The organism is Rhizomicrobium electricum, assembly GCF_011762045.1.
In the GTDB taxonomy this organism is placed as follows: Bacteria; Pseudomonadota; Alphaproteobacteria; order Micropepsales; family Micropepsaceae; genus Rhizomicrobium; species Rhizomicrobium electricum.
Map to the genome: position 1 here is coordinate 122298 of NZ_JAASQS010000002.1, position 13993 is coordinate 136290.

Genomic DNA, 13993 nt, shown 5'->3' on the forward strand with positions numbered 1-13993 from the left:
CTGCCAACTGCTGGGACCCGACGGCCATGACCCTCAAGGACCGCCTTACCGAAGCTCTGAACGCCACGCCGGCCGAGAACACCCACCGGCGCGACATTCTCGACGCCGCGCTCAATGCCGGCGAGACCGACGCCCAGATCGGCGCGGCGCTGTCGCGGCTGATCGATGCGCGCGAGCAGAAGGCGGCTCAACTCGAGAAGAACGGTCAGGCCGCGCAGGCCAAAGCCGAACGCGACGAGGCCGTCGCCTTGCGCCTTCTCGCCGATCCCGGCGCGACGCAGACGGCATCCGGTACGGCCCCTGCCCCCGCGGGCAAAAAAGGCCCGGTATTCACGCGGCTGCAGATGATCCTCGGCGGCGTTGCCGTGGTCGCGCTCGGCGTCGGGCTGTGGCAGGCGCTGAAGCCGGCGGAAGACGTCGATCTTTCCAAGCCGCAGGGCGGCCAGGAAATCGCCGTGTTCAAGGACGACCACACCATGGGCAATCCCAATGCGCCCATCAAAGTCCTCGAATACGCCGCGCCGATGTGCCCGATCTGCGCCCGCTTCACCGCCGAAGAGTTCCCCGCCTTCAAGCGCGAGTTTATCGACACCGGCCGCGTCTTCTTCATTTTCCGCATCTATCCCCTGGGCGCCCCGGATGGTGCGATCGCGGGAATCGTCCGCTGCCTGCCCAAAGAGCGCTTTTTCCCCTACATGGAGATGATGTACCGCGAGCAGTCGCAGTGGGATCCCGACGGCTATCAAATCCCGGATGTCTCCGGCGCCATCGTCAAACTGGCCGCCCGCGAAGGTCTCAGCGAAGAGAAGGCCCGCACCTGCATGGCCGACCGCGCCGCGCTGGAAAGGGTTAACGAGATCGCCCAGGACGCCCAGGTCCGCTATCAGATCGAGGGCACGCCGACCTTCGTCATGAACGGCCAGGTGGTGAACTTCCCGCCGACCAGCCAAACCCGGCTGGAAGTACTCCGGTTAAGAATCAATTCCCTGACAAACGGCGGTCAGTAACCGCTTCTCCACAGGCAGATTCGCCCTCGGGCCGACTCGGCTTGCCTTGCCGCGCGCAAGACGGGCTATAGTCCCGCTCCACATTTCGAATCACTCCCGTGGAGATTCCCATGGCCCTCAAGGACCGGCTCGACGACGCCATCCTGTCTACGCCGCCCGAGAACGCGAAGCGTCGCGCCACTTTGGAAGCCGTAAAAGCGGCGGCCGGCGGCTTGAGCGATGCCGAAATCCAGAGCGCCGTCGCCACTTTGATCGCCGAGCGCGAGCAGAAGGCCGGTTCCTTCGCGGCCGCCGGACAGACCGAGCTCGCCAAGGCCGAGCGGGCCGAATGCGACGCGATGCGCGCCGTGCTGCGCGCCGGAGCCCCGCAGCCGCAGGCCGCGCCGAAAAAGGCCGCTGCGCCGAAGCCTTCCGCCGCGCCCGAACCTCCGCCGGAAGAACACAAGCCGCTGTTCACGCGCAATCAGGTGATCCTCGGCCTCGTCGTGGTCGTGCTCGCCTTCGTCGCCGGCTATTTCGTTTTCCATCGCTCCGGCAGCACGTCGGGCGCGGCGAACAACACCGCCATCGTGGTGCAGCCCGAAGACCGCACGCTCGGCAATCCGAACGCGTCGGTTGTGCTTCTGGAATACGCCGCGCCGACCTGCCCGCATTGCGCCCGCCTCAACGAGACGCTGATCCCCAAGATCAAGCAGGAATATGTTGACACGGGTAAAGTGCTCTACGTTTTCCGCGCCATTCCGCTCAATCCGGTGGATGGCGCCGTCGAAGCGATCGCGCGCAAGTGTTTGCCTGCGGATAAGTACTTTCAGTTCCTTGACCTCATGTTTCGGAATCAGCCCAAATGGGACCCCGACGGATACAAGATTGATGACGTCGGCGGGGCTGTTAAGCAGATGGCCCGCATCATGGGCGTTTCGCCCGACGATGCCGACCGTTGCATGACCGACCAGAAGGAACTCGATCGCATCAATCAGGTCGGCGCCGAGGCCTATGCCAAGTACAAGGTGGACCACACGCCGACCCTGATTATCAACGGTGTGACCGTTGACGATGCCGACATGTCGTGGCCCCAGCTCAAGGCCAAGTTGGATTCCCTGCTGTCGAAGAAATAAGACGGCACAGCGTTAAGGTAGCCACTCGTGAAGTTCACACGCTTAAGGATTTCCGGCTTCAAATCGTTTGTGGAGCCAACGGAACTCTATATCGAGCCCGGACTGACGGCCATCGTCGGCCCCAACGGCTGCGGCAAGTCCAACCTGTTCGACGCCCTGCGCTGGGTGATGGGCGAAAACCGTCCGACCTCGGTGCGCGGCTCCGAAATGGACGACGTCATCTTCGCGGGTTCCGCCGGCCGTCCGCCGCGCAACGTCGCCGAAGTGACGCTCGCCATCGACAATTCCGACCGTTCCGCCAATCCTCCGTACCAGGACTTTGAGACCATCGAGGTGTCGCGCCGCATCGAGCGCGAAGCCGGTTCGGTCTATCGCATCAACGGCCGCGACGCGCGCCAGCGCGACGTGCAGATCTTCTTCGCCGACGCCTCGTCGGGCGCCTCCTCCACCGCGTTCGTGCGCCAAGGCATGATCGGCCAGCTGGTCAGCCAGAAGCCGCTCGCCCGCCGCGCCATCCTGGAAGAAGCCGCCGGCATTTCCGGCCTGCATCAGCGCCGCCACGAAGCCGAACTGCGTTTGAAGGCCGCCGAAGGCAATCTTTCGCGCCTCGACGACGTCATCAAGGAAGTCGAGGGCCAGCTTGCCAGCTTGAAGCGTCAGGCGCGTCAGGCCTCGCGCTACCGCAATCTGTCCGGCCACATCCGCCGCGCCGAATCCCTCGCGTTTTATCTGCGCTGGAGTGCGGCGCAGTTGAAGGCGACCGCCGCGCAGGAGGCCCTCACCGCCGCCGTCGCCATCGTCGAGGAAGCGACCCAGCTCGCCGCCGTCGCCTCGACCGCGCAGGCCGCCGCCGCCGAAACGCTGCCGCCGCTGCGCGAAGTCGAAGCCGAACGCGCCGCCGCCCTCACCCGCCTGATCCGTCAGCGCGAGGAACTCGACGCCGAGGAGGCCCGCGCCCGCGAACTCGCCCAGTCGCTGCGTCTGCGCATCGCCCAGAACGGCGCCGACCTCGAACGCGAGCACACGCTGCACACCGATGCCGAGACCGCGCTCACCGCCCTCGTCGCCGAAGCCAACGATCTCGAAGCCGCGCAGGAACGCGCCGGCGTCGAACTCGCCGAAGCCGATCAGAAAAACGGCGAGATGAACGCGGCCCTCTACGAGGCCGAACGCCTGCTCGAAAAGCTGCAGGCCGATCTCGCCGAGCGCAACGCCAAGATCGCCAGCCTCGAACGCCAGCGCCGCGTCTCGAACGAACTGGCCGAGAACGCGTCGGTCCAGCTCCAGGCGGCCGAAAACCGTCTCACCGAAGCGAAGGCCAACGCCGCCGCCGATCCGGATGTCGGTGCCGCCGAAGCGGCCGTCGCCGAAGCCCGCCAGTTGGCGGACATGGCGGCCCAGCTTGCCGAAACCGCGCGCGCCGAATTCGCCGTGCTCGACGAAGCCGAACGCGCCGCCCGCGACAGTCTCGAAAACACCGAGAAGGAAGCCCGCGCGACCTTCGACACTGCCGAACGCGAAGCCCGCGAGCGCGCCGAAGCGGCCGAACGCGAAGCCCGCGCCGCACTCGAAGCCGTCGACCGCGACGGCCGTGCCGCCATCGAAGCGGCCGAACGCGAAGGCCGCACTGCGCTCGAAACCGCCGAACGCGAAGGTCGCGCCGCGATCGAGAATGCCGACCGCGACGGCCGCGCCGCCGTCGAAAGTGCCGACCGCGAAGGCCGCGCCGCCATCGACGCGATCGACCGCGACGGCCGCGCCGCCATCGACACTATCGAGCGCGAAGGCCGCGCCGCCATCAATGCCATCGACAGCGAAGGCCGCGCCAAGCTCGATCTGATCGAACGCGAAGGCCGCGCCCGCATCGAAGAGGCCGACACCACCGGCCGCGCCCGCATCGATCAAGCCGACCGTGAAGGCCGCGCCCGCATCGACGAGGCCGACACCAACGGCCGCGCCGCGCTCGAAACCATCGAACGCGAGAAGCGCACCGAGCTCGAAAATGCCGAGCGCGAGCTGACCCATCTCACCACCGAAGCGAGCGCCTTGAAGCGCATCCTCGCGGCCAGCGCCGAAAACAAGTGGCCGCCGCTGCTCGATGCCGTCAACGTGCAGTCGGGGTACGAAGGCGCCCTCGCCGCCGCGCTCGGCGACGAGCTGCAGGATCCGCTCGACGAAGCCAGCCCCCGTCATTGGCGCGATCTGGCGGATTACAGCGACGCTCCGGCCCTGCCCGTCGGCGCCCGTCCGCTCAGCTATTTCGTGTCCGGCCCGCATGCCATGTCGCGCCGTCTCGCCATGACCGGCGTGGTGTTCCCCGATCAGGGCGCCGCGTTGCAGGCGGAGTTGAAGCCCGGCCAGCGTCTGGTGTCGCCGCGCGGCGACCTGTGGCGTTGGGACGGTTTCCGCGCCTCGGCCGATGCGCCGTCGGCATCCGCCGTCCGTCTCGAGCAGAAGAACCGCCTCGCCGAACTCGACGGCCTGATCGCGGTTGCGAAAGAGATCCGCGACGCTGCCGCCGAAGCCTATACGACCGCCAAGACCGAAGCCGAAGAAGCCTATCGCGCGGCCAAGGCTGCGGCCGTCGAAGCCCATCAGACCGCCAAGGCTGCGGCGGAAGAATCGCATCGCATCAACAAGACCGAAGCCGAACAGTCCTATCAGGCTGCCAAGGCCGAAGCCGAGCAGTCCTATCAGGCTGCCAAGGCCGAAGCCGAACAGTCTTATCTGTCCGCCAAGGCCGAAGCCGAGCAGTCCTACCAGGCCGCCAAGGCGGACGCCGAAGCGCGCCATGCCTCGGCCAAGGCCGCAGCGGAAGAAGCCTACAAGATCGCCAAGTCGGCCGCGGTCGAAAACTACGAAGCGGTCAAGGCCAAGGCGGAGGACTTCTACCTCACCTCGACCACGGAGGCGGAAGACGCTTTCCAGGCGGCGAAGGTCGCTGCCGAAGCCACCTATCAGGCCGCCAAAGCGAACGCCGACGAAGCCTATCAGGCCGCCAAGCAGGCCGCGTTCGAGACCTATGAAACCGCCCGCACCGCGGCCGAACAGGTTTACGAAGCCGCCAAGGATAAGGCCGAAGTGGCGCGTCAGGCTCTGCGTGTGGCTGAGCAGGACGAACGCAACGCCGCTGCCGCCGTGATGGCGGCGCAGGATGCCGCCAACAAAGCCGCCAAGCAGGCGGCCGAGCGCGCCCAGCAGCTTGCCGCTCTAGAAGCCGAGATCACGCGCATCACCGAAGCGCGCGACGCCGCTCTCGAAACCGAGCGTCAGACGGCGCAATCGCTCGAGGAATTGGGCGACGGCCACGAGCTGATCCAGTCGGTCGACAACGCCCGCGAAGCGGCCGGCGAAGCGCGCAATGCCGCCGCCAACGCCCGCGCCGTGCTCGAAAACCTCAAGCGCGACGGCGAAGCCCGCGAACGGCGCCTTGCCGTGATCGTCGAAGAACGCAGCCGCTGGGAGCAGCGCAACAGCGCCGCAGCGGAACACATCGCCGATCTCGAAAGCCGTCAGGCGCAGTTGGCCGAAGAGTTGACCGGCGCGGAAGCCGTGCCGGCCGCCATCGCCGACAAGCGCGGCGCCCTGCTCGACGCCATCGGCGTGGCCGAAGTCGCCCGCAAGGAAGCCGGCGATGCCCGCGCCGAAGCCGAGACCACGCTGGCCGAAGCCGACCGCGCGGCGCGCGATTGCGATCGCGCTCTTTCCGCCGCGCGCGAGGAACGCGCCCGCGCCGAAGCCGTGATGGAGGGCGATTCCGCCCGCCTGACCGAACTGTTGCAGCGCATCCGCGACGAACTCGATTGCGCGCCGGAAGAACTCGCCGAACGCGCCGAGATCAAGGAAGACGAAGAACTCCCGCCGATCGAAATCGCCGAAAAGAAGGTCGAGAAGCTGAAGCAGGAGCGCGAAGCCCTTGGCGGCGTCAACCTGCGTGCCGAAGAGGAAGCGGCGGAACTCGAAACCCGCCTTACCGGCCTCACCACCGACCGCGACGACCTGATCGGCGCCATCGAACGTCTGCGCCGCGGCATCCAGAGCCTCAACCGCGAAGGCCGCGAGCGTCTCCTCGAAGCCTTCGAGAAGGTCAACACCAACTTCCAGATGCTGTTCTCGAAGCTGTTCGAAGGCGGCGAAGCCAAGCTGACCTTCACGGAATCGGAAGACCCGCTGGAAGCCGGCCTCGAAATCTTCGCCCGTCCGCCGGGCAAGCGTCTGCAGTCCCTCGGCCTGTTGTCGGGCGGCGAGCAGGCGTTGACGGCGATGAGCCTGATCTTCGCGGTGTTCCTGGTGAACCCGGCGCCGGTCTGCGTGCTCGACGAAGTGGACGCCCCGCTCGACGATGCCAACGTCGAACGCTTCTGCAACATGCTCGAAGAGATGTGCAAGCTGACCGACACGCGCTTCCTGGTCATCACCCACCACGCGCTGACCATGTCGAAGATGCACCGTCTGTTCGGCGTCACGATGGCCGAACGCGGCGTGTCGCAGCTGGTCTCGGTGTCCCTGGCCGAAGCCGAACGGGTGGCCGCCGAGTAAGGCTGCCGCCTGTCCGCGCATCCCAACCTGTCATTCCCGGCCGACCGTCCGGCGCTGCAACGCAGCGAAGGGCGGGAGGGGAAGGGAACCCAGGTCGTCGCACACCAAGACTGTTTCCGGGAAAGTCCTGCCCGACCGCAGCGGACCGGGCGGCGCAGCCACCTGGGTCCCCTTTCCTCGCGCGACCGCTCCGCGGCCGCCGCTCGCCCGGGATGACAGTCGGGGCTAATCACAAGCGACCGATTCTCTGTGTCCCTCTATTGGTCTTGGACCGAGGCAGATAACCTGGCCACCAGACCGGTTCAGTAAACGCCGAACCGGCGCCCAAGCCCCTGGTCCGGCATGATTTGCCTAAAATTCGCCCTATCTATTTCGCCGCGGGATTGATTCGCCCTGCTTTTTCAGCCCCTTGTGCGCGTTTGCGCACGCTTGACGCCTTTCGAGACCGCCCCTATGGTCCGGCCGCTTTCGAACCACGCCGCGAGCCTAGGAGCGGTCCTTGCCGCCATCCGAACCCGAAGATTTAAAGCGACTTGGCGAACGGATCGACGCCGCCGGCAAGAAGCACGCCGGGGAGGAACCACAGGCGCAGCCGGCCTCAGCGTACGGCATCGCCTTCCGCCTCGGGACTGAGCTTGTTTCGGCGGTATTCGTCGGCGCCGGTGTGGGATGGGGCATCGATTGGGCGGCCGAGCATTGGGCCTCCTTGCATACGCGGCCGGTGGGTCTGGTCGTGATGTTCTTACTGGGCGCCGCCGCGGGGATTCGAAACGTCATCCGCACCGCCCGCCAGATAAGCGCCGATATGGCGCCGAAGGAGTGAAGCGCCGTGGCCATGAACCCCATGGAGCAATTCGAGGTGAAGCCGGTCATTTTCCATGACCCGCTTTTCAGCATTGCCGGCCATCCGATCTACTTCACCAATCAGGCTCTGTTCATGATCGTCGCCGTGACGGTGGCGACGCTGTTCCTGACCTTGACGGTGTCGAAGAACCGGCTGGTGCCGAGCCGCGGCCAGTCGATGGCGGAACTCTCCTACGAGTTCGTCGCCAGCATGATCAATTCGACCATGGGCAGCGACGGGCTGAAGTTCTTCCCGCTGATTTTCACGATCTTCCTGTTCGTGCTGTTCAACAACTTCCTCGGCCTGATCCCGTGGACGTTCACCGCGACCAGCCAGATCGCCATCACCTTCACCCTCGCCAGCTTCGTGATCGTCACCATGGTGATCGTGGGCTTCATGAAGCAGGGTCTGGGCTTCTTCAAACTCTTCGTCCCCTCGGCGCCGTGGTACCTGCTCATCCTGCTGGTGCCGATCGAGGTGATCTCGTTCCTGACGCGCCCCGTCAGCCTGTCGGTCCGTCTTTTCGCGAACATGCTCGCCGGGCACACGCTGCTCGCCGTGTTTGCGAGCTTCGTCGTTCTGATGATCGGCGCCGGCGGCATCATGTACGGGGTCGCGCTGGCGCCCTTCGCGCTGATCGTCTGCATCTACGCGCTCGAAATGCTGGTTGCGGCTCTGCAAGCCTACGTGTTTGCGATCCTCACCTGCATCTATCTCAACGAAGCCATCCATCACGCCAATCACTGACCTGCCAAAAAACTGTAGAAGGAAATACGACTATGGAAGTTGCAGCCGCAAAAATGATCGGTGCCGGTCTGGCCTGCTTCGCGCTCGCTGGCGCGGGCGTCGGCATCGGTCTGGTGTTCGGTAACTATCTCGCCGGCGCCCTGCGCAATCCGGGTGCGGCCGCCAGCCAGACCGCGAACATGTTCCTGGGCTTCGCGCTGTGCGAAGCGACCGGCCTGTTCGGCCTCGTCATCGCCTTCATCATCCTGTTCGGTTGATGAGCGAGCCCGCCGTCACGCATACCGGCACTGAGGCGCAGCACAGTGCCGGCTTTCCGCCGTTCAAGACGGAAAGCTTTCCGAGCCAGATTTTCTGGCTCGTGGTGACCTTTGTTGCGCTGTTCGTCATCCTGTGGCGGATCGCGGGTCCCCGCATCGCCGGCGTGATCGGCGCTCGCAAGGGCAAGATCGCGGACGACATCGCGCAAGCGGAGAAGCACAAGGCCGATGCCGAAGCGGCGCTCGCCGCCTACGAGTCGGCCCTCGCCTCTGCCCGTGCCAAGGCCCATGCCGAGGCGGACGCCAACCGCAAGGTGCTGGAAGCCGAGACCGAAAAGGCCAAGGCTGCTGCCGATGCCGAGGCGCATGCCGCGGCTGCCAAGGCGGACGCCGAAATCGCGGCCAAGCGGGCCGAGGCTGCAACACATGTCACAAAAGCCGCGCAGGATGCCGCTGCGGAGATTGTGAACCGGCTGATCGGGGTCACTGTACCCCCCGAAGAGGCGGAGGCCGCCGTCAAGGCCTTGTGACCCTGACGCCATACCTGGAACGAGTCCATGGACCTGTTTGAACTGCTCAAGGAATACGAAGTCTGGGTCGCGATCGGCCTTGTTGTGCTGATCGTCGCGTTCCTGATCCTTCGCGTGCCCTCCACGGTCGCCAAAATGCTCGACGCCCGTGCCGCCGGCATTGCCAAGGAACTGGAAGAGGCCAAGAAGCTGCGGGAAGAAGCCGCCGCCGTCCTGGCCGGTTATGTCCAGAAGGCCGCCCAGGCCGAGACGGAAGCGGCCCGGATCGTCGCCGACGCCAAGGAGGAAGCCGAGCGCTTCGCCAAGGAGACCCGCGCCCAGCTCCGCCAGCAGATCGAACGCCGTGCCCAGATCGCGCGCGAAAAGATCGAGCAGGCCGAGACCGCCGCGCTGGACGAAATCCGGGCGCTCGCTGCCGACAAGGCCGCTGCTGCTGCCGAGACGCTGATTACCAAGCATCTCGACCCCAGCCGCAGCGCCGCTCTGGTCGAACAGTCGATCAAGGACTTCTCGGCCAACACGCCGTAAGTCGTCCGACATTCAAGTTTGACAACGCCCTGCTCCCTCCGAGCGGGGCGTTTTCGTATGCATCACCTCCCCCTTGCGGGGAGGTCGAAAAACTGCGCAGCAGTTTTCGGGTGGGGGGCCGTCGCGCGCCCCTGCTCGCCACCGACCACCTCTTCGCCTAAAATGCGCATACCTCGCGGAGGTCGTCATGTGGAACCTCGCCATACCCTTGCTCATCGCGGCAGTCATTGGCGGCGGTATCGCGTGGCACCGCAAGCGCTGGTTCGCGAAGCATGCCGCCGATCCGAAATCCCCTGAGCCGATGATCGCAGCCGTTTCGCCGATCAGCGGGGCCATCATCGCGACCGGCACCGAAGCACTTGCCGATGCATCCCATCTCGACGGCGACGGCTGCGGCCACTTCGGCGAAGCCTGCCACCACGACGGCACCGATTACTGATTGAAACTCAGTACCGCACCGCCGGTCAGCAGCATGCCTAGCCGTATTCTTTCCTCCCCTCGCGGATCTCCGCCCAATGAACCGCACGCCCTTACGAATAGCGGGGGAGGTGCCGAACGCAGTGAGGCGGAGGGGGGATCGATCGCACGCCGGAGCATTCCCCCCTCCGGCGCTTTCAGCGCCACCTCCCCCGCTATCTCAACGTGGTGCGTGCTTCGATGCCTCAACACCGCGAGGGAGGAAAGACGAACTCACATCATCCGCTGCTTCAGAAGCGTGAGTTCGGCCGAGCAGCCGGCCGTGCGGCAGGCCAGCCATTGCTCGGAACCGGCCTCGCCGCCCGACAAGCGGCCCATGTGATAGAGGTACGGCTGATTGCCCTCGGTGCAGAGCAGCACGATCTTGGTCTGGCCGTTGGAGACCGCCTTCACTTCCGCCCATGCCTTGGTCTTGGCGCAGCGGCTATCCTTCGCCAGTGGCGGTCGCACATCCACAGCGGCGCCCGTATTATCGAGCCGCGGGCACGAGGACTGGGTCAGGCAGCGCACCGCATTGGCCTGCGCCGCGCGCACGAACCAGCTTTCGTGATTGCCGAACACCTTGACGACGAACACCCCCGCCGCCAGCAGCGCCGCAATCCCGAAGCCGAGACGGACGCTGCCGTGCATCACTCCTTCTCCGGCTTGACCACCCGGATGTGCAGTTCGCGGAGCTGTTTCAGCGTCGCTTCCGATGGCGCGTTCATCATCAGGTCTTCGGCGCGCTGGTTCATCGGGAACAGGATGATCTCGCGCAGATTGTCGACGCCCGCCAGCAGCATGACCATGCGGTCGATGCCCGGCGCGGTGCCGCCATGCGGCGGGGCGCCGTAGCGGAACGCATTCAGCATGCCGGCGAACTTCACTTCCGTCTCTTCGCGCTTGTAGCCCGCGATCTCGAACGCCTTCAGCATCACGTCCGGATCGTGGTTGCGGATGGCGCCACTGGAGAGTTCGATGCCGTTGCAGACGATGTCGTACTGGAACGCCTTGATGCCGAGAATGGTGTCCTGGTCGGCCGGATCGAGCGCCAGGAACTTCTCGCGGTCGAACTGGGGCATCGAGAACGGGTTGTGCGAGAAGTCGATCTTCTTCTCGTCCTCGTTCCATTCGTACATCGGGAAATCGACGATCCAGCAGAACTCGAACTTGCTGTCGTCGATCAGGCCGAGGTCGCGGCCGAGCTTGATGCGGACCTGACCGGCCAGCGCGGCGGCGCGATCCTTCTTGGCGTTGGCGGAGAAGAACACCGCATCGCCCGCCTTGAGGCCGACGATCTTCGCCAGTTCGGCCTGCGCTTCCGGCGGCAGGAATTTCGCGATCGGGCCTTTACCGGTGAGGACGCCGTCCTTGTCTTCGAACACGATGTAGCCGAGGCCGGCGGCGCCTTGTTCGGTCTTCGCCCAGGCTTCGAGCTTGTCGTACCACGAGCGCGGCTGCGATGCGGCGCCCGGCGCCGGAACGGCGCGCACGGTCTTGTTCTTGAAGGCTTTAAAGGCCACGTCTTCGCGGTCAAAGACACTGCCAACATCGGCAATGATGAGCGGATTGCGCAGGTCCGGCTTGTCGACGCCGTATTTCAGCATCGATTCTTCGTAGGGGATACGCACGAACGGCGCCGGGCTGACTTTGCGCCCCTCGGCGAACTCTTCAAAGACTCCATGAAGAACCGGCTCGACGGCAGCAAAAACATCGTCTTGCGTGACGAAGCTCATCTCGATATCGAGCTGATAGAACTCGCCCGGCGAGCGGTCGGCGCGGGCATCTTCATCGCGAAAGCACGGCGCGATCTGGAAATAGCGGTCGAAGCCCGCGACCATCAGGAGCTGCTTGAACTGCTGCGGCGCCTGCGGCAGCGCGTAGAACTTGCCCGGATGCAGACGGCTCGGCACCAGGAAGTCGCGCGCGCCTTCCGGCGAGGAGGCCGTCAGGATCGGCGTCTGATATTCCATGAAGCCCTGGTCGATCATGCGGCGGCGGACCGACGAGATGATCTTCGAGCGCAGGATGATGTTCTTGTGCAGCTTCTCGCGCCTGAGGTCGAGGAAGCGGTATTTCAGCCGCGTCTCTTCCGGATATTCGAGATCGCCGAACACCGGCACCGGCAGGTCGCTGGCCGTACCCTGCACCGACGCTTCGTCGATCCTGAGTTCGATTTCGCCGGTCGGCATGTCCGGGTTGATGGTGTCCTCGGTACGCGCCTCGATATGGCCGGTGAAGGTCAGCACCCATTCCGAGCGCGCCTTGTCGACGGTGGCGAAAGCCGGGCTGTCGGGCTCCACCACGCATTGCGTGATGCCGTAATGATCGCGCAGGTCGATGAAGATCAGGCCGCCATGGTCGCGCCGGCGATTGACCCACCCGGAAAGGCGGGCACGAGTGCCCACATCCTTCTTCCGCAGTTCGCCACAGGTATGGGTGCGATAGGCGTGCATGACCAAGTCCTTAGAGTGCCGAAAATCTAGGGGTATGTGGCGGTTCCGGGGGGCCGAGGTCAAGTATATTGCTGGAATTGCTGCAACTGTCGCAATCTTCGGCCAATCCCAAGCGAAATCCTGGGATTCCGGAGCAGCGGCCCCTGCCCCGGAGCCGCTAAACCGTCGGTTTCGAAAGGCCCTCTCAGCGGCTCGCGTACCGGCGCCCAAGCCAGGCCCGGACGGGCTTGTCGTAGGCATAGAGCAGCACCGTCGCCAGGACGATCACGAAGACGAAAACCCCGGCCGCTGCCCCATATTTCAGCGGATCGGCGGGATGGGTCGCCCAAGCCCAGTGGCCGAACAGAAATACGAACGGGTAATGCAGGATATAGAGCGGATAGGACAGCTCCCCGGTGAAGCGGCAGAGCGGACCCAGCGGCCCTTTCACATCGCGGATGCTGGCGCCGACCATCAGGATCACGGGAAATACTGCGATGATCATCGCCGCTTCGAGGAGCGTATTCCACACCCCCGGCAGGACCGGCACCGCCAGCACCGCCAGGACCAGTACCGAAGCGGTGAGATAAGGCACCGGCAGCCGGATTTTCCAGCCCATGCGGTAGACCAGAAGCCCGGCGAGGAACGGGTACGCCAGGCGCACCGGCGCCACCCACAGAAGTTCATAGCCCCAGCCCCAGCCGAGCGAATGGCGGCCTGCCAGCAGGAACGCGGTGACGATCAGGGCCACGGCGCTGAGCCCCAAGAGCGCGCGATGCATGCCCTTGCCCACCCGGTGGAGCCAAACCACGTAGAACAGGTTGGCGATGTATTCCCAGAACAGCGTCCAGGTCGGCGCGTCGATGCAGTGGGTTTCGTCCCAGTGATTGGGCAGCGTCGGCGACGGCAACAGGAACAGGGTCAGCACATAGGCCAGCGCGATCGCGCCGAAGGACACCCCGACGCCGATATGCTGGGTGGTGCCGATATTGGGATCGTTGAGATAGCAGATCAGGCCCAGCGTGACGGCGACCGGCACCAGCGGATGCAGCCGGATCAAGCGCCGCTTGATGAAGCCCCAGAAGCCAAGCCGTTCGGTTTCCGGCGTCAGAGGGCTCAGCCGGTTGTCGTAGGCATAGCCGAGCACGAAGCCCGACAGAGCGTAGAAGAAATCCACCGCCAGATAGCCGTGCGGAAAAGGGTTATGAGCCCAGTCCGGCGTGATCAGTTCGAAGATATGGAAGATGACAACGCTGATGGCGGCCGTGCCCCGCAGGCCGTCGAGAACTTCATAATGTGCTTTCACGCGATATCACGCCGCCGTGGGCGCCCCCGTCCCCATCTTGGCGCGCTCCACCGCGAGCCTTTGTCATATTATTAGGCTAACCTAATGAGTTCTCTTCCGAAAACCACTCAAGTCTCCGTTACTGCCGGTACAGGCGGAAAAAGGTCTGGATAAAATCCGGGCCGCGGCTGAGAGACGGCTTTCGCCCCCGATTTTGCTTCAACTGTCGCACTCATGGGCTAAGGTCCGG

General features: G+C 64.9%; 12 protein-coding genes. 9 read left to right on the forward strand and 3 right to left on the reverse strand.

Annotated features, from left to right (window positions below; all coding sequences use genetic code 11):
- The first annotated feature begins 26 nt into the window (after positions 1-26).
- The 9 genes from FHS84_RS03435 (at position 27) to FHS84_RS03475 (ending at position 10006) form a co-directional block, all read left to right on the forward strand.
- Positions 27-1007, forward strand: a complete 981-nt coding sequence (locus FHS84_RS03435) for a DsbA family protein (protein ID WP_166930424.1) — start codon at positions 27-29, stop codon at positions 1005-1007.
- Positions 1008-1117: 110 nt separating this feature from the next.
- The gene (locus FHS84_RS03440) at positions 1118-2122 is read left to right on the forward strand and encodes a thioredoxin domain-containing protein (RefSeq protein ID WP_166930427.1); all 1005 of its coding nucleotides are present in this window, start codon (positions 1118-1120) and stop codon (positions 2120-2122) included.
- A 27-nt stretch (positions 2123-2149) separates the two neighbouring features.
- Complete coding sequence (locus tag FHS84_RS03445; RefSeq protein ID WP_166930429.1) at positions 2150-6661, forward strand: AAA family ATPase; 4512 nt, start codon at positions 2150-2152, stop codon at positions 6659-6661.
- Between the two features lie 499 nt (positions 6662-7160).
- On the forward strand, positions 7161-7484 hold the full coding sequence (locus FHS84_RS03450; RefSeq protein WP_166930431.1) for an AtpZ/AtpI family protein: 324 nt from the start codon (positions 7161-7163) through the stop codon (positions 7482-7484).
- A 12-nt stretch (positions 7485-7496) separates the two neighbouring features.
- Positions 7497-8252, forward strand: coding sequence for a F0F1 ATP synthase subunit A (locus FHS84_RS03455; RefSeq protein ID WP_166931800.1), 756 nt, complete (start codon positions 7497-7499; stop codon positions 8250-8252).
- Between the two features lie 32 nt (positions 8253-8284).
- Positions 8285-8509, forward strand: a complete 225-nt coding sequence (locus FHS84_RS03460; RefSeq protein WP_166930433.1) for a F0F1 ATP synthase subunit C — start codon at positions 8285-8287, stop codon at positions 8507-8509.
- Positions 8509-9039 carry a F0F1 ATP synthase subunit B family protein gene (locus tag FHS84_RS03465; RefSeq protein WP_166930436.1) on the forward strand — a complete coding sequence of 177 codons (531 nt, stop codon included), beginning with the start codon at positions 8509-8511 and terminating at the stop codon, positions 9037-9039. The genes FHS84_RS03460 and FHS84_RS03465 overlap by 1 nt, the downstream gene beginning before the upstream one ends.
- Before the next feature lie 27 nt (positions 9040-9066).
- Positions 9067-9567, forward strand: coding sequence for a F0F1 ATP synthase subunit B family protein (locus FHS84_RS03470; protein WP_166930438.1), 501 nt, complete (start codon positions 9067-9069; stop codon positions 9565-9567).
- A 187-nt stretch (positions 9568-9754) separates the two neighbouring features.
- Positions 9755-10006 (forward strand): hypothetical protein, encoded by a 252-nt coding sequence (locus FHS84_RS03475; RefSeq protein WP_166930440.1) that lies wholly within the window; start codon positions 9755-9757, stop codon positions 10004-10006.
- A 251-nt stretch (positions 10007-10257) separates the two neighbouring features.
- Here FHS84_RS03475 and FHS84_RS03480 read toward each other — a convergent pair whose 3' ends face one another.
- The 3 genes from FHS84_RS03480 to FHS84_RS03490 all read right to left on the reverse strand — a co-directional run bounded on the left by FHS84_RS03480 (position 10258) and on the right by FHS84_RS03490 (position 13764).
- On the reverse strand, positions 10258-10674 hold the full coding sequence (locus FHS84_RS03480; protein ID WP_166930442.1) for a hypothetical protein: 417 nt from the start codon (positions 10672-10674) through the stop codon (positions 10258-10260).
- The gene (aspS, locus tag FHS84_RS03485) at positions 10674-12479 is read right to left on the reverse strand and encodes an aspartate--tRNA ligase (protein ID WP_166930444.1); all 1806 of its coding nucleotides are present in this window, start codon (positions 12477-12479) and stop codon (positions 10674-10676) included. Before aspS ends, FHS84_RS03480 begins: the two co-directional genes overlap by 1 nt.
- A 184-nt stretch (positions 12480-12663) precedes the next feature.
- Entirely contained in the window at positions 12664-13764 is a 1101-nt protein-coding gene (locus tag FHS84_RS03490) for an acyltransferase family protein (RefSeq protein ID WP_166930446.1), read from the reverse strand.
- Between the last annotated feature and the right edge of the window lie 229 nt (positions 13765-13993).